The organism is Sphingomonas sp. SRI_018, from assembly GCF_057586275.1.
The window spans coordinates 399,691-421,743 of record NZ_JBYCZO010000002.1 but is presented as its reverse complement, the minus strand read 5'-3'; the positions used below and the strand labels follow the sequence as shown (position 1 = coordinate 421,743).

The following is a 22,053-nucleotide window of genomic DNA, read 5'->3' as shown; positions in this document are numbered from 1 at the left end:
TCACTGCGCACCCTCCGTCTTGATCATGTCGCGCACCGCCAGCGCGGCGCGGGCCGGGTTCTCGCGGGTAAAGCCGCGCACCAGCCCGACGCGCTGGTCATAGCCGCGGGCATTGTCGAGCATCTCGACCGTCACCGGTCCCGAGCCGTCGGCGCGAACCGCTCCCGGCGCCGCTTCGGGATTGGCGAAGGCGAGCCGCGCACCGGCCTCGTCGCGCTTCTTCATCAGCGCCTTGGCGAGCGGACGGACGCCGAGCAGCAGCACCAGCAGCGCGATCACGATCGCGGTGACGTTGCGCAACACCATCGGCACCCATTCCGCCTGATACCAGGCCGGCTGGGGCGCGGCGTCGGCAGCGCCGGAGAATTTCCGGGAGATCACCGTCACCTGGTCGCTGCGCGCCGGATTGTAGCCGACCGCCGCCTGGACCAGCCCGGTGATCTGCTGGATCTCCATCGCCGTGCGCCGGCCCTTGTCCGGCTCGCGCAGCAGCACGGCGACCGACAGCCGCTTGATGCCGCCGGGCGCGGCGCGGGTGACCGACACCTCCTTGCCGAGGTCGTAGGCGCGGGTGAAGCTGTCCGACTGTTTCATCGCCTGGGTGACCGGCCCGGCCGGTGTCGCGGGCGTGCCCTGGGCGTTGGCGGCCGGCGGCTGCTGCCCCTGGGCGAGCTGAAGCGTGGCCGGCGCCGGCGGCGAGTTCGACAGCGCGCCGGGAATGCCGCCGGGCGCGCCGGCCGTGCCCGCGGGCTGATTGCCGGTCCAGTTGCCCTGCTCGGCCCGCAGCGCGCCCTGCTTGTCATAGCTCTCACGCGTCGCCTGGGTTTCGTCCATGTCGACGTCGGCCTGGACCTCGGCGGTGAAGTTGCCGGCGCCGAGCAGGGGGGTCAGCAGCTGGTTGATCTGCGCGCGCACCTTGTCCTCGACCTGGCGCTGCAGCGCGATGCGGGCGTCGCTGGCCGCGCCGTCGCCGCCCCCGCCGGGCTTGGACAGCAGCGCCCCCATCTGGTCGACGATGGTGACCGCATCGGGCTTCATCCCCGGCACCGACGAGGCGACGAGGTTGACGATCGAACGCACCTGCGCGTCGCTGAGCGCGCGGCCGGGCTGGAGCTTGACGATCACGCTCGCCGACGGCGCCGCCTGGTCGCGGACGAACACGGTGCTCTCGGGCGTGGCGAGGTGGACGCGCGCCTCGGCGACGGTGTCGATCTCCTCGATCGAGCGGGCGAGCTCGGTCTCGCGCGCCTGGCGCAGCCGCTCGCCCTCGACGGCGCGGCTGACGCCCATCGGCAGCTGGTCGAGCAGCGCATAGCCGCCCGGCGCCGCCTTCGGCAGGTCCTGGCTGGCGAGCAGCATCCGCGCGCGGTGATAATCGTCCTCGGCGACGGTGACCGATCCCGAGGAATCGATGTCGCTGGCGATGCTGGCGGCCTTGAGCGCCTGCACCACTGCGCCCTTGTCGCTGTCGGCGAGATTGGGGAACAGCACCCGCTGCGGCGGCTGGCGCAGCATCGCCCAGGCGAGCGCGGCGGCAGCGATCAGGCCGATCATGAAGATCAGCGGCAGCGATCGCTTGATCGCGGGCTGGCCCAGCAGGCCGGCGACCTGCTTCAGCGGATTGGCGAAGCGCCCGGCGAGCGGCGTGCCCTGCGGCACGGTGGCGAGGTCAGTGGCCATGGCTTATACCGGCATGCTCATGATGTCCTTGTATGCGGCAAGGAGCTTGTTGCGGACTTGCAGGGTCGCCTCGAACCCGACCGAGGCTTCCTGGCGGGCAAGCATCACCTTGGCGATGTCGATCGTCTCGCCGCGCTCATAGGCGGCGGAAAGCGCGCCGGCGCGGGTCTGGCTGTCGTTGACCGAGGTCACCGCGTCCTTGAAGGCGTCGGTGAAGCTCGCGACCGGGCTGGTTTCGGTCGGCTGGGCAGCCGCTGCGGCATTGGCGCGCTGAAGCGCGGCGTTGCGCTCGAGGATCTGCGCGCGCAGCTCCATCACACGATCGACGCCCATCGCGCCGTTCACGCCCGGGACGCCGCTCATGCCGAAATCGCCTGGCTATGGGCCTGGGCGATATCCTCACCCTGCTCGCGAGCCTTGGCGAGGCGGTAGCGCAGCGTGCGCTCGGAGATGCCGAGCCGCCGCGCCGTTTCAGTACGGCTGCCGCCGCACGCCGCCAGCGTCTCGCGGATCGCGGCGAACTCGCTCATCTGCACGACCTTGCCGAGCGTGGCGGGTTCGTCGTCGGCGAAGCTGATCGGCGCCGGCGCGGCCGGACGGTCGAAGATGATGTCGCCGGCCTCGATCCGGTCGCCGCGTGCCAGCAGCAGCGCGCGCTGGATGACGTTCTCGAGCTCACGGACGTTGCCCGGCCAGTCGTGGCGGAGCAGCGCGTCCAGCGCCTCGTCGCTCAGCCACGGCAGCGTCGCACGGTCGCCGGCATGACGGACGATCATCGCCGCGGCGAGCGCGGGGATGTCGCCGCGGCGCTCGGCGAGCGCGCGGGTGGCGAGCGGGAACACCGAGAGGCGATAGTAGAGGTCGGCACGGAAGCGCCCGGCGGCGACCTCGGTCTGGAGGTCGCGGTTGGCGCAGGCGATCACGCGGACATCGACCTTCTCCGCCTCGGTCGCGCCGATCGGCACCACCTCGCGCTCCTGCAGCGCGCGCAGCAGCTTGGCCTGGAGCGCGAGCGGCATTTCGGCGATCTCGTCGAGCAGCAGGGTGCCGCCATGCGCGGCGCGGAAGAAGCCCTGGCCGCCCGAGCTGGCGCCGGTGAACGATCCCTTCACATGGCCGAACAGCATCGCCTCGAGCATCGTCTCGGGCAGCGCGGCACAGTTGATCGCGATGAACGGCCCCTCGGCGCGTGCGCTGCCCAGGTGGATCGCGCGGGCGAGGACTTCCTTGCCGGTGCCGGTCGGGCCGCCGACCAGCACGGTGATATCGGACTGGGCGATGCGCTCGGCGAGCGCGTAGAGCGCCAGGCTCTCGGGATCGGCGGCGATCGGGGCGCCGGGCCGCAGCATCGCCGCGGCGAAGCCGGCGCCGAGGCCGCTGTCGTCCTGGCCGTAGCTCAGCCGCGCGGGATTGCCGTCGCGGAACGGGATCGCCTTGAGCCCGTCGTCGCCGACGATCAGTGTGCGGCCTGGAACCGGCGGCGTCTCGCCGTCGGCGATCAGGAACAGGTCGCCGGGCGTCGGCCGGCCGGTCTCGAACGAACCGATGTCGAACCCCTGGGCACGCAGGCCCGAGACGAGCGCATATTTCTGGCGGATCACCGCCGCGGATGGAAAAAGTGAAACCATGAGCTCCCCCGTGACGAGAACGAGATGGGGCAGCGATGGTTAATGTCGCGTAAAGCACGGCGGCCCGGCGGCAAATTCTTTCCGGGCGCGCCTGCACGGAGAAGGAAACCGGGGGCGCGAAGGCCCGCACGCGGGGTTCTTCATTCCCCGCGGAAGCGAAACGCCGGGCGGTTTCCGGCCCTTTGCCGCCTTGGTTTGCGAAAGTGCTTAATCGCCGCCGCGGCCGGCCGTTACCCCCTGTGGCGGCCTGAGCTCCCGTGAACGGGGGGATGACGGGATCGCCGGCTTTGAACGGAGACAAGACATGACTGTCATCGGTACCAACATTTCGGCGCTGCGCGCGGGGAACGCCTCCGCCCAGGCCAACGACGCGCTCAACGTCGCGATGCAGCGCCTGTCGAGCGGCAAGCGCATCAACTCGGCCAAGGACGACGCCGCCGGCCTCGCCATCGCCTCGTCGATGACCACGCAGGTCCGCGGCATGAACCAGGCGATCCGCAACGCCAACGACGGCATCTCGCTGGCGCAGACCGCGGAAGGCGCGCTGAACGAAGTCGGCAACATGCTGCAGCGCATCCGCGAGCTGGCGGTGCAGAGCGCCAGCGGCAGCTATTCGGCTGACGACCGCACCAACCTCGACACCGAGGTCCAGCAGCTCAAGACGCAGATCACCGACATTCTGACCGACACGAAGTTCAACGGGGTCACCCTGTTCGGCACCGGCGCTGCGGACGTTGACATCCAGGTCGGCGCCAATGCCGGCGAAACCGTGACCGTCGGCCTCTCGGCGCTGACGCTGACGCTGGGCGACGTGACGACCGCGGCGAATGCGAATACGCTGCTCGGCGATGCGGCGACCGCGGGTTCGGTCTCGGCCGCCCTCAAGACGGTCACCGACACCCGCGCCAAGCTCGGCGCCGTGCAGAGCCGCCTGCAGTCGGTGGTCAACAACCTGACCAACAACGTCACCAACCTGACCGACGCGCGCAGCCGCATCGAGGACGCCGATTTCTCGGCCGAGACGACGGCGCTCGCCAAGGCGCAGATCCTGAGCCAGGCCTCGACCGCGATGCTCGCCCAGGCGAACCAGAGCCAGCAGGGCGTCCTGCAGCTGCTGCGCTAAGCGCAAGGTCCCTTCCCGGCGCCTCCCCCCTTCAGGGCGCCGGGAAGCGACCCGTACCGCGTATCGAGAAGCCCCGATGGCCGGACGGCCGCCGGGGCTTTTCTCATAGGCCGAACGCGGCGTCGAAGGCGGCGGCGCCCTGCGGCGTGAAGCTGACCACCCGCCCCTCGCCGCGCCGCGCCCACCCCTTGGCGATCACATGATCGAGGATGGCGGCGCCGAGCCGTCCGGCGAGGTGGTGCCGCCGCTCGCTCCAGTCGAGACAGGTGCGGCAGAGCGGACGCCGCGATCCCTTGCCTGGCTCGATGCCGAGCGCGGCCAGGAAACCATGGCCGTCATCGGTCAGCCGAGGCGTCTCGCCGGCGGAGATCAACCCGCGCGAGACCAGGGCTTCGGCCAGCGCGACGGCGCGCGCGCCGGCGAGGTGATCGTAGCAGACTCGCGCCTCCCTGAGCGCCGCATCGCGCGGTCCCGGCCGCGCCCGGGTCGCACCGGTGCGCTGGGCGAGGCCCATCAGCGACTCGAGCACGTCGGCGACATCGGCGCCGGACAGGCGATAATAGCGGTGACGCCCCTGCTTCTCGGCGGCGACGAGCCCCGCCGCGGACAGCCGCGCGAGATGCTCGCTCGCGGTCGGCAGCGCCACGCCGGCCGCGCCGCCCAGCTCGCTGACGGTGAGCGCGCGCCCGTCCATCAGCGCGGTCAGCATGTTGGCCCGCGCGGGATCGCCGATCAGCGCGGCGACGGCGGCGATGCTCGGCCCGTCCTTCATGCTTCGGTGATAACCGAAGCATTGTCCGCGGACAAGGCGCTAGACGGCGGCGAGTAAATGGAGGCGACGCAATGATCACCTGCTTCATCCGCTACGAGATCGATCCCTTCAAGGTCGACCGGTTCGAACGTTATGCCCGCGCCTGGGGCGAGGCGATCCCGCGCTGCGGCGCCGACCTGATCGGCTATTTCGCCCCGCACGAAGGGTCCGCGACCACCGCCTATGGCATCTACGACATCGCCGATCTCGCCGCCTACGAGGCCTATCGCACCCGCCTCAAGGCCGATCCGGCAGGCCGCGACAATTTCGCCTTCGCCAAGGCCGAGGGCTTCATCCGCCGGGAGGATCGGATCTTCCTCAAGAGGGTCGATCGATGATCGCGGTGATCTTCGAGCTCGAGCCCGCCGATGCCGAACGCTATTTCGAGCTCGCCGGCGACCTGCGGCCCGAGCTGGAGGCGATCGACGGCTTCATCTCGATCGAACGCTTCCGCAGCGTGGGCGACTCGAACCGCTATCTCTCGCTTTCCTTCTTCCGCGACGAAGCGGCGGTAAGGGCGTGGCGCAACCGACCAGGCCACCGCGCCGCGCAGGCCGAGGGGCGCACCGGCGTGCTCGCCGATTATCGGCTGCGGGTAGCGGAGGTGATCCGGGACTATGGCATGACGCGACGCGAGGAAGCGCCCGACGACAGCCGGGGGGTTCATGGCTAGCCTTCCGGCGGCACCTGGAGGTCTGCCGGATCGAATGCATAGGCGAGCAGGTCGCCCGGCTCGCACTCGAGCACCGCGCACATTCGTGCGATCGTCGCGAAACGAATGCCGCGCACCTTGCCGGTCCTGAACAGCGACAGCTGGGTTTCGCTCATGCCCATCCGCTCGGCCAGCTGCTTGCCGGTGAGGCCACGCCGCGCCAGCACGGCATCGAGCGTGACCTGGACCGGCATGTCAGACGAACGCGTCGAGCTCTTCCCGCATCGCCGCCGCCCGGCCGAGAAGCTGTGCGATCAGCACTAGCGTGGCACCGGCGATGCCGAGCGTGACCACCGACCCGTCGAACGTCTGAAAATAGGGCCTGCCGTCGCGGAGATAGAACAGCACCGGAACCGCAAACACGTTGAACAACGCGCCGCCGAACAGGGCGGCGCCGACCCGGAACAGCAGCTTCGGCACGACCGTATCGAACATGGCTCCTTCGGCGATCGCCTTGAGCGCGACACGCATCATCCAGATTGCCCACATGTAGAGGGCGATCGGAGCATAGAAGATCGCGACTCCGTCGGCGAAGCGCCCTCCCTGCCAGAAGACATTGCCCAGCACCGCCGCGGCCAGGATGATGAAGCCCGCCAAGGGGACGGTCACCAGCCACATGAGAATACGAGCCTGTTTGCGGAGGATGGTGGTCGGCATGATCGTTCTCGCGTGATCGAGTCGATTTAACTATCACTTAAATTTGCTACTTCGTCAATCCGTGCGACCTCTCGCGCCACCCAGTGCAATCATGGCTATCCCAGCCGCCGCGCCAGCGCCTTCTTGAGCCGTCCGTGTGCCGATGCCTTGATCTGGCAGACGCGCGCGGCGCCGACGCCGAGCACCTGGCCGATCTCCTCGAGGTTCATTTCCTCGACGTAATAGAGCTGGACGACGATCTGCTCGCGCTCGGGCAGCTCGGCGATCGCGGCGGCGAGCGCGTCGCGCTGGTCGGCCTCGGCGAGCTGGTCGAAGGCGGAGGGCTCGTCGGACATGAACCAGGGGCCCTCGTCCGAATAGACGTCGTCGATCGGATCGAAGCGCACCGCCTCGGCGGTGGCATAGTCGGTGCGCAGCTTCTCGACGGTGACGCCGAGCTTCTCCGCGACCTCGCCGTCCGTGGGCTGACGGCCGTTCGCCTCCACGAGGCCGGACACCGCGTCGTTATACGCCCGTCGCCGCCGCATCGCGCCGCGCGTCAGCGTCGCCTGGCGGCGCAGCTCGTCGATCATGCTCCCGCGCAGGCGTGTCAGCAGATACTGCTCGAAGGCGACGGCGCCGCGCTCCTCGAAGCTGCCGACCGCCTCGATCAGCGCGACCAGGCCGACCTGGACGAGATCCTCGATGTCGACGATCGTGCTCATGCTGCCATGGATGTGCCAGGCGATGCGGCGGACCATCGGCAGGTGTTTGCGAACCAGCCCCTCGACGTCGCGCGCCGGGGTGGGCGCGTAGGTGAGCAGCTGGCCCGGATCGGGCTGGATACGAGCGTGCATCATGCCGGCAGCGCCTCCGGCGCGCCGATCACGGCGACGACCTCGACCGCCTTGTCCTCGGGGACCTCGAAGAAGCTCATCACCGGCGTGTCGGGCAGCACCGACTTGACCAGCTTGCGCATCGCGATGCGGATCGCGGGCTGGACGACCAGCGCGAACGGCTTGGCCTCGGCCATCAGCGGCTGGGCCGCGCGCTGCATGGCGTCGACGATACGGCGGCCGAGGTCGGGCTCGATCGTGTGACGGCGCGCAGGGTCGGAACGGACCGCCTGGCCGAGCAGCGCCTCGAGCTGGCCCTCGAGCGTCATCACGCGCAAGGGCTCGCGCACGCCGCACAGCTTCTGGATGATGAGGCCGCCCAATTCGGGCCGGATCAGCTCGATCAGTTCCTCGGCGTCGGCGGTGCGCTGGGCGGCGACCGCGATCGCGGCGGCGATGCGGCGGAACTCCTTCAATGGGATGCCCTCCGCCAGCAGCCCGCGCAACACCAATGTCAGCGTGGTCAGCGGCACCGGCTGCGGGCACAGCGCCGCCACCAGCGCGGCGGCGCGCTCCTTGAGGCCGTCGAGCAGCGACTGGACCTCGTCGGGGCCGAGCAGCTCGGAGGCATGGGCGAGCAAATTCTGGTTGAGATGGGTTGCGATCACCGTGCCGGCGTCGACCACCAGATAGCCCGCGCCGGTCGCCGCGTCGGCATCGGCCTGGCCGATCCAGATCGCGTCGAGGCCGAAGGTCGGGTCCTTGACCTTCTTGCCGGGGATGGTGCCGACCGCCTGGCCGGTGTCGAGCGCCAGCATCTCGTCGGGCGAGGCCTGGTCCTCGCCGACGATCACGCCGTTGACGAGAATGCGATAGGTATAGGGCGCCAGGTTGATGTCGTCGCGCACGCGCACCTGCGGCACGACGAAGCCCAGTTCCTTGGAGAGCTGGCGCCGCACCCCGGTGATGCGGCCCATCAGCGGCGCGCCCTTGCGCTCGTCGACCAGCGGCACCAGGCCGTAGCCGATGTCGAGCATCACCTGCATCGTGTCGGTGACCTCGTCCCAGCCGATCTTGGAGAGGTCCTGCGGCTCGGGCGCGGCCTCGATGACGGGAGCGGGGCGACCCGCGGCCTTCTTGAGCCGCCAGGCAGCGAAGCCGGCGGCGGCCGCGGCGGGCAAGATCACGAAATGCGGCATCCCCGGGATCACACCGAGGATGGCGAGGATCGCCGCAACCGGCGTCCAGGTCTTGTGGCTGCTGAACTGGCTGCCGATCTGGCCCGCCAGGTCGTCGGTCGAGGTGACGCGGGTCACGATCGCCGCGGCGGCGATCGACAGCATCAGCGACGGGAGCTGGGCCACCAGCGCGTCGCCGATCGCGAGCAGGACGTAGGTTTGCGCCGCTTCCTTGACGCCGAGCCCGTGGCTCAGCGTGCCGAGGATCAGGCCGCCGACGATGTTGACCGCGAGGATCAGCAGGCCGGCGATGGCGTCGCCCTTCACGAACTTCGACGAACCGTCCATCGCGCCGTAGAAATCGGCCTCGGTCGCGACCTCGACCCGGCGCGCGCGCGCCTCGTCGGGGGTAATGAGGCCGGCGTTGAGATCGGCGTCGATCGCCATCTGCTTGCCGGGGAGGGCATCGAGGGTGAATCGGGCGGAGACCTCCGAGACGCGGCCGGCGCCCTTGGTCACCACCATCAGGTTGATGATGATCAGGATCGCGAACACGAACAGGCCGACGACATAGTCGCCGCCGATCAGGAAGGTACCGAAGGATTCGATGACGTGGCCGGCGGCGGCCTCGCCCTCGTGGCCGTGGACCAGCACGACGCGCGTCGAGGCGACGTTGAGGCCGAGCCGGAACAGCGTCGCGAACAGGAGGACGGTCGGGAAGGCGGAGAAGTCGAGCGGCTTCTGCGCGTTGAGGGCGACCATCAGCACCGCGAGGCTGATCATGATGTTGGTGACGAAGAACACGTCGAGCAGCGCCGCCGGGATCGGCACCACCATCAGCGCGACCAGCGTCAGCATCGCCATCGGCAGCGCGAAGCTCTTGGCCATCGGCGCCGCGCGCGCCGGCAGGAACGGAAGCGTCGCCATCGCTTAGCCGCCCAGGCTCGCGAGCATCAGATAGGCGAGCCGCGCATTCTGAGGATTGGGTCGGAGCAGCGAGCCGGTTGCGGCGGCGGGCTGGGCCGCCTTGAGCCGGTCGAGGGTGCTCGCCAGCCATTCGCGGTCGCCGTTGGCGGCGCCGGTGCCGAGCACCACCTCGACGTTCGGATCGCCGGCATCGAGCGCATCCGAGGCGAGCCCGGTGCCGCCGCCTGCCGCCGCGCCCTTGTCGAGCTTGGCCGCGAAACGCTGATAGACCTCGCCGAGCGATCGCGCGCGGCCGTCGGAGGTGTAGAAGATGTTGCGGTTGGCGCGGGCAGCCGCCGGGAACAGCGACGCCGCGCTGCGGCCGGAATTGGCGTCCATCGCCGACAGGAACTTCTTCGCGCCGCCGATCCCGAGGAAATGAGCCATGTAGAGGTCGGTCCCGGTCGCCGCGCGGCCGAGGCTCGCCTCCAGCGCATCCTTGTTGTCGCTGGCGTGCTCTGCCGCCATCAGCGAGGCGGCGGCGGGATCGTTGCGCAGGTCGAGGATCGCCCGCCGCGCGGCGGGGTCGCTCACGACGAAGCGGCCGCTGCCGGTCTGCCTGATGCTGTCGGCCGCCCAGCCGAGGCCGTGCTCGGCGCCATGCTGCTTGACCACGCCGAGCCAGCTCTGCTCGATGAACTGGTAGAGTCCGGTCGCGCTGGAGGTGCCGGCGCGGGCATTCGGGCGCAGGCCGCTTTCGACCTGGGCCTGGCCCAGCAGATAGTTGAAGTCGATGCCGGTGCGTTCGCTGGCGACGGCGATCGCGTTCTGGACGCCGCCGAGGCGCTGGATCGAGGGTATGCTCATCGAGCTCTTGCCTGAAGTCCCATGGTTACCGGGACATTCAGCAAGGAGCGTGCCAAGATTTGGAGGTTAAACCCGACCCGTTCGTGCTGAGCTTGTCGAAGCACCGTCCTCCTTCCTCCAAGCGTCAGAGAAAGAAGAACGGCCCTTCGACAAGCTCAGGGCGAACGGAAAATAACGTCAGGCCAACGCCGCTGTACCGCCGGGCCGATAGGATTGCGCCGGGGCACCGGCAAGAACTTGCAGGCGGCGGCGAACGTTTGCCGCCATCAGGTTGACGTAGACGCGGCAGGTCTCGTTGAGCCGGTGCGCCTCGCGCGCGAGCTCCTCGATCTCCGGGGTCGACGGCTCACGAGCCGCGGCGACCGCGTCGATGCTTTTGAGCTTGGCGCTGGTCGCCGCCTCGAGCGCGTCGATGTCGTTGGCCTTGAGCGCGGCGATCTCGGCATGGAGCGCCTCGATCACGCGAACCAGCGCGTCACGACGCGTCATCGCTGCCTCCATGCGGCGCCCACTGCATCTTAAGCGCCAGCAGCCGGTCGGCGACCGTCGTGGGCAGCAGCGGGAAATTGCCGTCCTGGATTGCCTTGCGGACCTTGGCGACGCGATCGGCGTCGACCGGCGGCGTCGCCGCGAGGGGCTGCGCCAGCGCACGCAGCGTCGAGGGATCGGCGCGCACCGCCACGTCCTGTGCGGCCGGCTGGGCCGCAGACACGGGTGCGTTCGACGTGACCGGCGCGATGCGCCGGTCGATCGGTACGCTGGGCTTGGACCCGATCGGATCCACCATGGTCTCCGTCCTCGAATAGTATCTTCAGACGATCAAACGACCGGCCGCCGACAAGTTTAAGCATTTTTTATTGGGCCCAGCCGGGCAGCGTCGCCCGGCCGGCTTCGACCGCGACCGCCTGCACCGGCGGCTTGGCGGAATCGACCTTGATCGCGACCCTCCCGCCCGCGGGCGCATCGCCCATCGCGACGCCGTCGCGGGTAATCGAGAAGCCGGGCGCGCCGACCTCCAGCGTCACCGCGTCGCCGCGGCGGATCACCGGCTCGGCCTTGGGCGCAGGTGCGATCGGCGCGGCGGCGGCGACCACCGGCCGCGGACGCGGCGGCGTCATCACCGGCACGTAGATGCGCCACGCCGGTGCGTCGCAGGTGACGACCACCGAGTCCTGGTAACTGCCGCGCCAGTCGAGCTTGGGCAGCGGACAGGCGGCGAGCTTGAGGCGCTTGTCGACGGCGGCACGGGCGCCGCCTTCCTCGCCGACGGCGTGGCCGGTGAAGGCGGCGACGGCGACGTCGATCGCCGTGGTATCCTGGAAGCGGATCGTCTGCGCAACCGCAGGCAGCGGCGCGAGGAGGATGGCGAAAAGCAGCGGACGGATCATTGCGGGTCTCCTGCGAAACCGATCTGGAGCTGGACGGCGCGGCCGGCGCCGGGGCGGGTCTCGATGGCGATGCGGTCGGCCGGCACTGCGCGGGCGAGCAGCGCGGCGGCGGCGCGAGCACGGTCGGCGGCGAGAATCGCGGCGCTGCCGGTTGCGCGGTCGACGTCGCCAGGGGTGCCGTCGGTACCGCCGATCACCCGCAGCGTAGTGCGCGGGTCGCGCGCGGCCTCGCGCGCCCAGGCGATCGCGTCATTGGAAGGCAATGCTGCCGAGCCGGGCGCGAACCCGGCGATCACGCTGGCATCGACCGGCATCGGCGCGACGCGCTCGGCATCGAAGCCTTGGCGCAGCCCCTCGGCGATCGCGCGGCCGTCGAGCGCGCGATTGGCCTGGAGGAAGACGAAGAAGCCGACCAGCAGCAGCATGAGGTCGGCGAGCGTGATCAGCCACAGCGGCCGGCGCGCGCCTTCCTCGAACGGATCGTCGATGGTGAGGTCGCTCATGCCGCATCCCTCCTGACACGCGGGCGCTCGCGCTCGGCGAGTGCGGCGAGGGGTTGCACCAGGCGTGCACGCTCGAGCAGCTCGGCGCGCGCGAGGCGCTTGAGCCGCGCCGCGATCGGCATGGCGACCAGGTTGGCAGCGAGCGCGCCATAGAGCGTCGCCAGCACCGCCACCGCCATCGATCCGCCGATGGTGGCGGGATCGGTCATGCCGGCGAACATCCTCACCAGCCCCATCAGCGTGCCGACCATGCCCATCGCCGGGAAGATCTCGGCCGCCGCCGACCATAGGTCGATCGCGGCGCGATGCCGCTCGGCGCGTGCGGCGCGGCGCTGGTCGAGCAGTGCCGAGACCTCCTCGCCGCCCGCACCGTCGACGATGCGGCCGACGGCCGCGGCGACGTCCGGATCGGCGATGACGGTACGGTCGAGCCGGACCACGCCGTGCCGTGCCGAGATGCGAGACAGGGCGTCGATCTGCGTCAGCAGCGCGTCCGCCTGAAAGGGCTTGCGCCACAGCACGCCGAGCGCGGCGAACCCACGGAACAGGTCGCGGCCGGGGGTGCGCAGCACGAGGGCGAGCAGCGTGCCGCCGCCGACGATCGCCAACGCGGCGGGATCGGCAAAGCTACCGAGGGAGGGAAGTGAATGCAGCATCATCACCCTCACGCGTTGCAAGGGTGGGGCCAATTTCGCCCCCTCGCTCGTCATGCCGGACTTGATCCGGGATCCAGGGTCACGAGCGGCGTTGCCTGCGACTCTGGATCCCGGGTCAAGCCCGGCATGACGATGAATAGGGCGACGCGCATCCGGCAATCGCTTGCCGCCACCGGCAAGACCTTGCCGCTTCCCTTGGCCGACAACAACAAATCCGGCGCCCTCATCAATTTGGCACGCCCATTGCAAAGCTGCCCTCGAACCAGTGCGGGAGACCGACGAGATGAGCAACGACAGCCTGTTCGGCGTCCATGGCGCGGCGCTCGAAGTGCGCTCGCAGCGCATGGGCGTGCTCGCGTCGAACATCGCGAACGCCTCGACCCCCGGCTACCAGGCCAAGGACATCGACTTCGCCGAGGCGCTGCGCTCGGCGGAGAGCGGGCATGTCGACACGGGCATCGCCGCGGCGACCAAGTACCGCACCCCGCTGCAGATGAGCATGGACGGCAACACCGTCGAGCTCGCCACCGAGCAGACCGCCTTCGCCGAGAACGCGATCGCCTATCAGACGACGCTGTCGTTCCTCAACGGCCGCATCGGCCAGATCACCCGCGCGCTGAAGGGCGAATGACGATGGCCGACAATCCGATGTCCATCTTCCAGGTCGCCGGCCGCGCGATGAGCGCGCAGCTGGTGCGGATGAACACCACGGCGTCCAACCTCGCCAACGCCGGCGGCGTCGCCTCGACGCCGGATGCGGCCTATCGGACGATGAAGCCGGTGTTCCGCACCCAGTTCGACCAGGCGAGCGGCATGGCGACGGTCAACGTCGAGCAGGTCGTCACCGCCGGCGAGGCGCCGACCAAGCGCTACGACCCCGGCAATCCGATGGCCGACCGGGACGGCAACGTCTGGGAGAACGCCGTCGATGAGACGCGCGAGCTGGTCGACATGCTCGAGGCTGCGCGCACCTACCAGAACAATGTCGAGGTCATGCAGACCGCCAAGTCGCTGATCGTCGATACCCTCAAGCTGGGACGCTGACCATGGCCTCTTCCTTCGATTCCACGCTCGACGCGCTCGGCATACCGCGCACCAACTCGGGCACGCCGGTCCAGCCCGCCTCGTCGGCGAACACGACGCTCGGCCAGGCCGATTTCCTGAAGCTGATGACCGCGCAGATGCAGAACCAGGACCCGTTCAACCCGGTCGACAACACCCAGATGGTCGCGCAGATGGCGCAATTCTCCAGCCTGGCCGGCATCACCGAGATGTCGACCACGCTGAAGTCGATCGCCGACAAGCTCAATGCGACCTCCGCCAGCGACGCGATGGCCTATGTCGGCAAGACGGTGCTGACCGAAGGATCGGTCGCTTATCCGCGGACCGCGGGTGGCTTCGCCGGCCAGGTCGAGCTCGACGGCGACACGACCGGCGTCATCGTCACCATCGCCGACAAGGACGGCAAGGTCCTGAAGTCCGTCGACCTCGGCGCCCAGAAGAAGGGCACCGTCGACTTCGACTGGGACGGCAGCACCGACACCGGCGGCGAAGCCGGCGACGGCCCGTTCACCATCACCGCCACCGCCCGCAACGGCACCACCAAGGTCGACAGCCGCACCCTGGTGTGGGCGCCCGTCGCCTCGGTCTCGATCCCGTCGACCGGCGAGCCGGTGCTGTCGGTGGCCGGCATCGGCCAGGTCCCAGTCTCTGCCGTCCGCCAGGTCGGCTGAACCCAAGAACCTTCAAGGGAGCAAGTTCCATGTCCTTCTACACGTCGCTCAGCGGGCTCAAGGGTTCGCAGACCGAGATGTCGACCATCTCGCACAACCTCGCCAACGTCTCGACCAACGGCTTCAAGAAGAGCCGCACCGAGTTTGCCGACGTCATCGCGTCGAGCGTGTCGGTGAACCCGAACCAGATGGTCGGATCGGGCTCGGTGGTGAAGGCGATCCGCCAGGAATTCAGCCAGGGCGGGCTCGTCCAGTCCGAATCCTCGCTCGACCTTGCGGTCTCGGGCGACGGCTTCTTCGTGGTCAAGCCCGACCTCGAGGGCAGCAAGGTCAACTACACCCGCAACGGCGGCTTCATGGTCGATCCCGACCGCTACGTCGTCGACGCCAATGGCGGGCATCTCCAGGTCTATCCGGTCGACGGCTCGGGCACGGTAGTCGCCACCGGCGCCGGCGCGACGACGAGCCTGCGCGTCCCCGCCTTCAGCGGCACGCCCAAGGCGACCGGCGCGGTCAGCCAGTCGCTCAACCTGTCGGGCAATGCGTCGGTGCCGTCGTCGAATCCGGTGTTCACCGCCGCCAATCCCTATGCCTTCGACCGCTTCAACCCGGCGACCTACAATAATTCGACGCAGACCACGGTGTACGACACCGACGGCAACGCGATGACGATGACCAGCTATTTCGTCCGCGAAACCGCCCCTGCGGTCGTGCCGCCGGCGACGGTCGCGCCTTTGGGGCCGAGCACCTGGAAGGTCTACACCTTCGTCGGCGACCAGCAGCTCGATGCCGATGCCGGCACCGCGGGCGCCAATCCGATCACGCTGAGCTTCGACGTCAACGGCGCGCTGACCGCGCCGACCGGCGCCACCACCTTCGGCGAGTTCACCCCGACCGGCGCCGCCAAGCCGCAGACGATCTCGCTCGACTTCGGCAGCGCCACCACCCAGCTCGCCCAGCCGTTCGACCTGGTCGCGCAGAGCCAGGACGGCGCCGCGGTCGGCAAGCTCGAAGGGCTCAGCGTCGACGAGAACGGCATGGTCCGCGCCACCTTCTCGAACGGCGACAGCCAGGCGCTGGGAATGGTCGCGCTGGCCAACTTCTCCAATCCCTCGGGCTTGCGCCAGCTCGGCAACAGCTATTGGTCGCCGACCGGCCTGTCGGGCGATCCGCGCATGGGCCAGCCCGGCGCGGACGGCTTCGGCGCGCTGATGTCGGGCGCGATCGAGCGCTCGAACGTCGACATCACTGAGGAGCTGGTCAACCTGATCGCGGCCCAGCGCAATTTCCAGGCGAATGCGAAGGCGCTCGACGCGTCGAGCCAGATCTCGCAGTCGATCTTCAACATCCGTTCGTAACGGCGCGAACCCCCAGGGAGGCTGAACGATGGACCGGATGGTCTACACCGCATTGTCGGGGCTCAAGGGCCAGATGGCGGCGCAGGCGGCGATCGCGAACAACATCGCGAACGCCTCGACCACCGGCTATCGCGCCGACCGCGTCGCCTTCGAGGCAATGATGCTGAAGGGCGGCGGCGGGCTCGAATCGCGCGCGCCCTCAGGCGAGGAGGTCCGCGACGCCGACAGGAGCGGCGGCGCGATCCAGGACACCGGCAACCCGCTGGACGTCGCCGTCACCGGCACCGCCTGGATCGCGGTGCAGGCCCCCGACGGTAGCGAAGCCTACACCCGGCGCGGCGATCTGCGGATCGCGGCCTCGGGCGTGCTGGAGACCGGCGACGGTTTCCCGGTGATGGGGTCGGGGGGCCCCATCACCATGCCGCCCGCCGACAAGGTGATCATCGGCGAGGACGGCACGATCTCGATCGTGCCGCTCGGCGCCGAACCCGGCCAGGCGCCGCAGGAGATCGACAAGATCAGGCTCGCCAGCGCCGAGGGTTCCGACACCGTCAAGGGCCTCGACAACCTGCTCCATGTGCGCGGCGGCGGCGTGCTGCCCGACGATACCGAGGCGCGGGTCAAGTCGGGCGCGCTCGAGGGATCGAACGTCAACCTGACGCAGGCGCTGGTCGACATGATCGAGAACCAGCGCAGCTACGAAGTGCAGGCCAACCTGCTCAAGGAAGCCAAGAATCTCGACGAAAGCTCCGCATCGCTGATGCGGATGCCGGTCTGAGAAAGGAAATCAAGCGATGTCGTCCGCCGCTCTCCATATCGCCCGCACCGGGCTCGACGCGCAGGACACCCGGATGCGGGTGATCTCGAACAACCTCGCCAACGTCAACACGACGGGGTTCAAGAAGGATCGCGCCGCGTTCGAGACCCTGGCCTATCAGGTCGTCACCGCCCCCGGCGCCGCCAGCACGCAGGAGACGCGCTACGCGACGGGGCTCAACCTCGGCACCGGCGTGCGCATCCAGGGTACGGCGCGGATCGATACCCAGGGGTCGATGCAGACCACGGGCAACAGCCTCGATCTCGCGCTCGACGGCGACGGCTATTTCCAGGTGCAGATGCCCGGCGGCACGCTCGCCTATACTCGCGCCGGCAACTTCACGCGCTCGCCCGAAGGGCTGCTGGTGACCAGCGAGGGCTATCAGGTGATGCCGGGAATCACTATCCCCGAGGGCACCACCAACATCACCATCGGCACCGATGGCACCGTCTCCGCGACCGTGCCCGGCCAGACCGAGGCGAGCCAGCTCGGCCAGATCCAGGTCGCGAGCTTCCCCAATTCGGCCGGGCTGCAGGCGAGCGGCGACAACTATGTCGTCGAGACCGCCGCCTCCGGCCCGGTCAACCTTGGCATCGCCGGCCAGGACGGCCGCGGCAAGGTCCGCCAGGGGATGCTCGAGGGCTCCAACGTCAACGTCGTCGAGGAGCTGGTCGACATGATCGAGACCCAGCGCGCCTATGAGGTCAACTCGAAGATGATCTCGGCGACCGACGACATGCTCAAATACGTCAACCAGAACATCTGATGGGCCGCGCGATGACGTCTCGCTTCTCCCGTACCCCGGCGAAGGCCGGGGCCCAGTTGCGACCGGCTCGAGGCTGGGCCCCGGCCTTCGCCGGGGTACTGACCTGCGTCGCGGTCGTTGCCGCGCCTGCGCACGCCGGCATCTTCGGCGGCAAGAAGAAGGTCGCGCCGCCGCCCGAATACCAGGCGACCCCGCCGCAGCCGATCCGACCGCCGGAGCCGGCCAACGGCGCGATCTTCCAGCCGACCCGCGGCTATGCCGGGCTCTACGAGGGCGCGCGCGCGCGGTCGGTCGGCGATCCGCTGACGATCGTGCTGGTCGAGCGCACCTCGGCGTCGAAGTCGGCCGGCTCCAAGCTCGATTCGGGCGGCGGCTTCGGCCTGACCGGCCCCAGCACAGGCGCACTCCACCTGTTCGACCCGACCGACGCCAGCGCCAGCGGCAAGCGCAACTTCAACGGCACCGGCACCGCCGACCAGTCGAATGCGCTGTCGGGCGAGATCACCGTGACGGTGGCCGAGGTGCTGCCCAATGGCACGATGGTCGTCCAGGGCCAGAAGACGGTGACGCTCAACCGCGGCGACGAGTTCGTCCAGATCCGCGGCCTGGTCCGTCCCGCCGATGTCGACGTCAACAACCGTGTGCTATCGACCCGCGTCGCCGACGCCCGCATCGCCTACACCGGCCGCGGCGACGTCGCCCGCGCCAGCCGCCAGGGGTGGCTGAGCCGCTTCTTCCAGGTCATCAGCCCGTTCTGAGGATGCGCCAAATGCTCCGTCTGATCCTCGCTACCCTCGCAGCGCTGCTGATCGCCGCTCCGGCCCACGCCGAGCGCGTCAAGGACCTCGGCGCGTTCCAGGGCATCCGTACCAACCAGCTCACCGGCTACGGCATCGTCGTTGGCCTGCCGGGCACGGGCGACGACAATCTCGAATACACCGTCCAGTCGATGAAGGGCGTCGCCTCGCGCTTCGGCCTCCAGCTGCCGCAGAGCGTCAACCCGAGCCTCAAGAACTCGGCGGTGGTGATCGTGACGGCCGAGCTGCCGCCGTTCGCCAAGCCCGGACAGAAGCTCGACATCACCGTCTCGGCGATGGGCAAGGCCAAGTCGCTGCGCGGCGGCACGCTGGTGCTGACGCCGCTGCAGGGCGCCGACGGGCAGATCTACGCGATGGCGCAGGGCAACCTCGCGGTCGGCGGGCTCGGCGCGGAAGGCGCGGACGGCTCGAAGATCGTCGTCAACATCCCCTCGTCCGGGCGTATCCCCGAGGGCGCCACGGTCGAGCGCGCGGTCGACACCGGCTTCGCCACCGCGCCGACGCTGACCTTCAACCTCGCCCGCGCCGATTTCACCACGGCACAGAACGTCGCCAACGCGATCAACGGCCGCTTCGGCGTCGGGACCGCCCGCGCCGTCGATGCCGTCTCGGTCGCCGTGCAGGCGCCGCAGGGCAGCGACGTGCGCGCGCAGATCATGAGCGCGATCGAGAACCTGCCCGTCACCGCTGCCGAGGCGCCCGCCCGGGTGATCGTCAACGCGCGCACGGGCACCGTCGTCATCAACTCCGCCGTGCGCGTCAGCCCGGCCGCGGTCACGCACGGCAAGCTCACCGTCCGCATCGACGAATCGCAGCGGATCAGCCAGCCCGCCCCCTTCAGCCGCGGCCAGACCGCGCTGGAGCGCCAGAGCGCGGTCGGCGTCGAGGAGGAGAAGCGCCCGATGTTCCTGCTGGAGCCGGGACCCAAGCTCAGCGACGTGGTCAAGGCGGTCAACGCCATCGGCGCCTCGCCGGCCGACCTGGTCGCGATCCTGGAGGCGCTCAAGGAGGCCGGTGCGCTCAACGCCGAGCTGGTGGTGCTGTGACGAGCGTCGGCACCCCGATCGCCTCGACCGCGGGCGGCGTGTCCAATGACACGTCGCGCACAGCGTCGCGCGACAACCTGCAGAAGGCGGGCGAGCGCTTCGAGGCGATCTTCGTCAACATGATGCTGAAGTCGATGCGCTCGGCCAAGCTCGCCGACGGCCTGTTCGACAACAAGGCCGGCGAGCAGTTCCGCGACATGCAGGACCAGCAGCTCGCCGAGAGCATGGCCGCGCACACGCCGATCGGCATCGGCAAGGCGATGACCGAGTTCCTCGCCAAATCCACACCGACCGCCGAGGAGACGACGACATGAGCGACCTGCTCTACATCGGCGCCTCGGGCGTCCGCACCTATCAGTCGGCACTCGGCACCACGTCGGAGAACATCGCCAACGTCGGCACCGCCGGCTATGCGCGCCGCGCCGTCCAGGTCCAGGAGATCCCGGCGACCAAGGGCCTGCGCATGTCGGGCAACGGCTCGCTCGCGACCGCGCTGACCCGCTCGGCGAACGAGTTCCGCAACACCGACGTTCGCACGTCGGGCTCCGATCTCGCGCGGACCGAGGCGGGCATCGTCTGGCTCGACCGGGTGGAGCAGGTGCTGACCGGCAACGAGCTCGGCGCGCAGCTCACCGCCTTCTTCAACGCGGCGCAGGGCGTCGCCGCCGATCCCGCTTCGGTTGCGCCGCGCGGGGTGATGATCGAGAGCGCGGCGACGCTGGCGAACGCCTTCACCGCCACCGGCCGCGCGCTCGACACCGCGATCGGCGACCTCAGCCTCACCGGCCGCGACGCCGCGCGCGACCTCAACGACCTCGCGCAGCAGCTCTATCAGGTGAACCAGGGGCTTTCCCGCGCCGATCAGGGCTCGGCGATGCAGATGTCGATGCTCGACCAGCGCGACCGGCTGCTCGAGAGCATGAGCGCACTGGTCGACGTCGACGTGACCTTCGACGCCCAGAGCCGCGCGATCGTCCGCACCGGCGGCGCCGCCGGACCGGTGCTGGTCGATGCGGCCGGCGCGAGCCAGGTCAGCTTCGCGATGAGCGCCACCGGCGCCGCGCAGTTCCAGCTCCACCGCGGCGCCAGCGCGACGGTGATCCCGGCGCAGGGCGGCGCCTTCGCCGGCATCACCGAAGGGGCACAGCGCCTCGCCGATGCGCGCGACGCGCTGAACGACCTCGCCACCCGCTTCGTCGACGGCGTGAACGCGGTGCAGGCCGGCGGCCGCGATCTCGACGGCGCTGCCGGCACGCCGATGTTCGCCGCGGGCGATCCGCCGACCGAGGTCCGCCTCGTGCTGACCGACCCGCGCGGTATCGCCGCGGCGGCGCCTGGTGAGGGCACGCGCGGCAATTCCAACCTCCAGAACCTCGCGACGCTGCGCACCGACGGCAAGTTCGAGGCCGGGCTGTCCGACACCATCACCACCAATGCCGCCGCGCTCGCCGCGCGCAAGAACGTCGCCGCGGCGCAGAACTCGATCCGCGACGCCGCGGTCGCCGCGCGCGATTCGGTGACCGGCGTCGACCTCGACGAGAGCGCGGTCGAGCTGATCCGATTCCAGCAGGCCTATCAGGCGTCGAGCCGCATCATCCAGGTCGCGCGCGAGACGCTTCAAAACATCCTCGATATCCGCTGAGGAGCCTTCCCATGCGCATCGCCTCCAGCCTCTTCTACAATCAGGCCACCGCCACGCTGGGCACGCTCAGCGAGCGCGCGGGGGAGCTGCAGACGCAGATCTCGACCGGCAAGAAGCTCACCGCGCCGTCGAGCGATGCGGTCGCCTACCGCCAGCTGTCGAACGTCACCCGCACCGGCGCCGACGCCACCCAGGACGCCAAGAACGTGACGCTGGCGAGCACCCTGCTCAGCGCCTCCGACGCCGCGCTCGGCGACATCGAGGAGCAGCTCCAGCAGGCGCGCGAGCTGGCGATCCAGGCCAATAGCGGCACGCTGCCCGCCGATCAGAAAAAGACCATCGCCTCCACGCTCGATGCGATGATCGAGGACCTGTTGAAGCTGGTGAACACCCGCGACACCAGCGGCGCTCCGTTGTTCGGCGGGGCGAGCGGCGATACCGCCTACACCCAGGCGGCCGACGGTACGATCAGCTACATGGGCACCGGCACACCCGGCGCGATCCCGATCGGCGAAGGCTCGAGCCTGCGCGCGACGATCACGGGCGAAGAGGTGTTCAACAACCTGCCCAAGGCGGACGGCACCACCACCGACATGTTCAAGGTCCTCCAGGACCTTTCCGCCTCGCTCAAGGCCGGCGGTAACGCCGGTACCGCGATCGACGACCTCAAGACCGCGATCGATTCGATCGGCAACGCCCGCGCCTCGCTCGGCGCGCGCGGCGCCCGGCTCGACCTCGAGCAGCAGCGCCTCACCAAGGCTGCCGCGGCGCGCGAGGAGACGCGCAGCTCGCTGGAGGATACCGACGTCACCGCCACGGTGATCGAGCTGCAGAAGACGATGACGGTGCTGCAGGCGACCCAGGCGAGCTTTTCCAAGCTCACGTCGCTGTCGCTGTTCAACTATCTGAGCTAGCTGGGAGGAAAGCCCCTCCCTGGGGAGGGGCTTTG

28 protein-coding genes are annotated in these 22,053 nt (G+C 69.5%); 14 read left to right on the top strand and 14 right to left on the bottom strand.

All coding sequences use genetic code 11. From position 1 onward, the window contains the following. Genes fliF through AC2YHA_RS14015 form a run of 3 tightly spaced genes read right to left on the bottom strand, consistent with a single transcriptional unit; the run spans window position 1 to window position 3,308 of the window. Window positions 1-1,680: a flagellar basal-body MS-ring/collar protein FliF gene (gene fliF / locus AC2YHA_RS14025; RefSeq protein WP_233784405.1), complete on the bottom strand. Its 1,680-nt coding sequence runs from the start codon at window positions 1,678-1,680 to the stop codon at window positions 1-3. Between the two features lie 3 nt (window positions 1,681-1,683). Beyond that, window positions 1,684-2,043, bottom strand: a complete 360-nt coding sequence (fliE, locus tag AC2YHA_RS14020; RefSeq protein ID WP_487402088.1) for a flagellar hook-basal body complex protein FliE — start codon at window positions 2,041-2,043, stop codon at window positions 1,684-1,686. Then, window positions 2,040-3,308, bottom strand: a complete 1,269-nt coding sequence (locus AC2YHA_RS14015) for a sigma-54 interaction domain-containing protein (RefSeq protein WP_233784407.1) — start codon at window positions 3,306-3,308, stop codon at window positions 2,040-2,042. Before AC2YHA_RS14015 ends, fliE begins: the two co-directional genes overlap by 4 nt. A 304-nt stretch (window positions 3,309-3,612) precedes the next feature. On the opposite strand from AC2YHA_RS14015, the gene AC2YHA_RS14010 reads away from it, so the two are divergent. After that, window positions 3,613-4,431 (top strand): flagellin N-terminal helical domain-containing protein, encoded by an 819-nt coding sequence (locus AC2YHA_RS14010; RefSeq protein WP_233784408.1) that lies wholly within the window; start codon window positions 3,613-3,615, stop codon window positions 4,429-4,431. Between the two features lie 103 nt (window positions 4,432-4,534). Here AC2YHA_RS14010 and AC2YHA_RS14005 read toward each other — a convergent pair whose 3' ends face one another. Beyond that, window positions 4,535-5,203 carry an ArsR/SmtB family transcription factor gene (locus AC2YHA_RS14005; protein ID WP_487402087.1) on the bottom strand — a complete coding sequence of 223 codons (669 nt, stop codon included), beginning with the start codon at window positions 5,201-5,203 and terminating at the stop codon, window positions 4,535-4,537. 71 nt (window positions 5,204-5,274) lie between these two features. Here AC2YHA_RS14005 and AC2YHA_RS14000 point away from each other — a divergent pair, with 71 nt between their 5' ends. Further along, window positions 5,275-5,580 (top strand): NIPSNAP family protein, encoded by a 306-nt coding sequence (locus AC2YHA_RS14000; RefSeq protein ID WP_487402086.1) that lies wholly within the window; start codon window positions 5,275-5,277, stop codon window positions 5,578-5,580. Further along, window positions 5,577-5,915 (top strand): antibiotic biosynthesis monooxygenase family protein, encoded by a 339-nt coding sequence (locus tag AC2YHA_RS13995; RefSeq protein WP_487402085.1) that lies wholly within the window; start codon window positions 5,577-5,579, stop codon window positions 5,913-5,915. Before AC2YHA_RS14000 ends, AC2YHA_RS13995 begins: the two co-directional genes overlap by 4 nt. On the opposite strand, the gene AC2YHA_RS13990 is transcribed toward AC2YHA_RS13995, so the two are convergent. From AC2YHA_RS13990 to AC2YHA_RS13945, 10 genes are all read right to left on the bottom strand, one after another. Beyond that, window positions 5,912-6,148, bottom strand: coding sequence for a helix-turn-helix domain-containing protein (locus AC2YHA_RS13990; RefSeq protein WP_487402084.1), 237 nt, complete (start codon window positions 6,146-6,148; stop codon window positions 5,912-5,914). The two genes, AC2YHA_RS13995 and AC2YHA_RS13990, sit on opposite strands and share 4 nt — an antisense overlap. 1 nt (window position 6,149) lies before the next feature. Then, complete coding sequence (locus AC2YHA_RS13985; RefSeq protein WP_487402083.1) at window positions 6,150-6,611, bottom strand: hypothetical protein; 462 nt, start codon at window positions 6,609-6,611, stop codon at window positions 6,150-6,152. A 95-nt stretch (window positions 6,612-6,706) separates the two neighbouring features. Continuing rightward, the gene (locus AC2YHA_RS13980; RefSeq protein WP_487402313.1) at window positions 6,707-7,447 is read right to left on the bottom strand and encodes a sigma-70 family RNA polymerase sigma factor; all 741 of its coding nucleotides are present in this window, start codon (window positions 7,445-7,447) and stop codon (window positions 6,707-6,709) included. After that, a complete protein-coding gene (flhA, locus tag AC2YHA_RS13975; RefSeq protein ID WP_487402082.1) occupies window positions 7,447-9,531 on the bottom strand; it encodes a flagellar biosynthesis protein FlhA in 2,085 nt (694 codons plus the stop codon). Before flhA ends, AC2YHA_RS13980 begins: the two co-directional genes overlap by 1 nt. A 3-nt stretch (window positions 9,532-9,534) precedes the next feature. Beyond that, entirely contained in the window at window positions 9,535-10,377 is an 843-nt protein-coding gene (locus AC2YHA_RS13970; RefSeq protein ID WP_487402081.1) for a lytic transglycosylase domain-containing protein, read from the bottom strand. A 177-nt stretch (window positions 10,378-10,554) separates the two neighbouring features. Then, a complete protein-coding gene (locus AC2YHA_RS13965) occupies window positions 10,555-10,866 on the bottom strand; it encodes a flagellar protein FlgN (protein ID WP_487402080.1) in 312 nt (103 codons plus the stop codon). Further along, window positions 10,853-11,164, bottom strand: coding sequence for a flagellar biosynthesis anti-sigma factor FlgM (gene flgM, locus AC2YHA_RS13960; RefSeq protein ID WP_487402079.1), 312 nt, complete (start codon window positions 11,162-11,164; stop codon window positions 10,853-10,855). The genes AC2YHA_RS13965 and flgM overlap by 14 nt, the downstream gene beginning before the upstream one ends. Window positions 11,165-11,231: 67 nt before the next feature. Beyond that, entirely contained in the window at window positions 11,232-11,765 is a 534-nt protein-coding gene (locus AC2YHA_RS13955) for a flagella basal body P-ring formation protein FlgA (RefSeq protein ID WP_233784417.1), read from the bottom strand. Continuing rightward, a complete protein-coding gene (locus tag AC2YHA_RS13950) occupies window positions 11,762-12,268 on the bottom strand; it encodes a flagellar motor protein MotB (protein ID WP_233784418.1) in 507 nt (168 codons plus the stop codon). The genes AC2YHA_RS13955 and AC2YHA_RS13950 overlap by 4 nt, the downstream gene beginning before the upstream one ends. Beyond that, entirely contained in the window at window positions 12,265-12,924 is a 660-nt protein-coding gene (locus AC2YHA_RS13945) for a motility protein A (protein ID WP_487402078.1), read from the bottom strand. Before AC2YHA_RS13945 ends, AC2YHA_RS13950 begins: the two co-directional genes overlap by 4 nt. Window positions 12,925-13,207: 283 nt before the next feature. Between AC2YHA_RS13945 and flgB the strand changes: the two genes are divergently transcribed. The 11 genes from flgB to flgL are packed head-to-tail and all read left to right on the top strand — an operon-like array spanning window position 13,208 to window position 22,018. Beyond that, the gene (flgB, locus tag AC2YHA_RS13940; RefSeq protein WP_233784420.1) at window positions 13,208-13,555 is read left to right on the top strand and encodes a flagellar basal body rod protein FlgB; all 348 of its coding nucleotides are present in this window, start codon (window positions 13,208-13,210) and stop codon (window positions 13,553-13,555) included. A gap of 2 nt (window positions 13,556-13,557) precedes the next feature. Then, the gene (gene flgC / locus AC2YHA_RS13935; RefSeq protein WP_233784421.1) at window positions 13,558-13,968 is read left to right on the top strand and encodes a flagellar basal body rod protein FlgC; all 411 of its coding nucleotides are present in this window, start codon (window positions 13,558-13,560) and stop codon (window positions 13,966-13,968) included. A gap of 2 nt (window positions 13,969-13,970) precedes the next feature. Continuing rightward, on the top strand, window positions 13,971-14,657 hold the full coding sequence (locus tag AC2YHA_RS13930; protein ID WP_233784422.1) for a flagellar hook assembly protein FlgD: 687 nt from the start codon (window positions 13,971-13,973) through the stop codon (window positions 14,655-14,657). A gap of 29 nt (window positions 14,658-14,686) precedes the next feature. Further along, window positions 14,687-16,015, top strand: coding sequence for a flagellar hook protein FlgE (locus AC2YHA_RS13925; protein ID WP_487402077.1), 1,329 nt, complete (start codon window positions 14,687-14,689; stop codon window positions 16,013-16,015). 28 nt (window positions 16,016-16,043) lie between these two features. Beyond that, window positions 16,044-16,793 (top strand): flagellar basal-body rod protein FlgF, encoded by a 750-nt coding sequence (gene flgF, locus AC2YHA_RS13920; protein ID WP_487402076.1) that lies wholly within the window; start codon window positions 16,044-16,046, stop codon window positions 16,791-16,793. A 16-nt stretch (window positions 16,794-16,809) separates the two neighbouring features. Beyond that, window positions 16,810-17,598, top strand: a complete 789-nt coding sequence (flgG, locus tag AC2YHA_RS13915) for a flagellar basal-body rod protein FlgG (RefSeq protein ID WP_233784425.1) — start codon at window positions 16,810-16,812, stop codon at window positions 17,596-17,598. Window positions 17,599-17,654: 56 nt separating this feature from the next. Then, on the top strand, window positions 17,655-18,356 hold the full coding sequence (locus AC2YHA_RS13910; RefSeq protein ID WP_487402075.1) for a flagellar basal body L-ring protein FlgH: 702 nt from the start codon (window positions 17,655-17,657) through the stop codon (window positions 18,354-18,356). Window positions 18,357-18,358: 2 nt separating this feature from the next. After that, window positions 18,359-19,462 carry a flagellar basal body P-ring protein FlgI gene (locus AC2YHA_RS13905; RefSeq protein ID WP_233784427.1) on the top strand — a complete coding sequence of 368 codons (1,104 nt, stop codon included), beginning with the start codon at window positions 18,359-18,361 and terminating at the stop codon, window positions 19,460-19,462. After that, entirely contained in the window at window positions 19,459-19,776 is a 318-nt protein-coding gene (locus tag AC2YHA_RS13900; RefSeq protein ID WP_487402074.1) for a rod-binding protein, read from the top strand. Before AC2YHA_RS13905 ends, AC2YHA_RS13900 begins: the two co-directional genes overlap by 4 nt. After that, on the top strand, window positions 19,773-21,104 hold the full coding sequence (flgK, locus tag AC2YHA_RS13895; RefSeq protein ID WP_487402073.1) for a flagellar hook-associated protein FlgK: 1,332 nt from the start codon (window positions 19,773-19,775) through the stop codon (window positions 21,102-21,104). Before AC2YHA_RS13900 ends, flgK begins: the two co-directional genes overlap by 4 nt. An 11-nt stretch (window positions 21,105-21,115) precedes the next feature. Continuing rightward, window positions 21,116-22,018 (top strand): flagellar hook-associated protein FlgL, encoded by a 903-nt coding sequence (gene flgL / locus AC2YHA_RS13890; RefSeq protein WP_233784430.1) that lies wholly within the window; start codon window positions 21,116-21,118, stop codon window positions 22,016-22,018. Window positions 22,019-22,053: the final 35 nt, after the last annotated feature.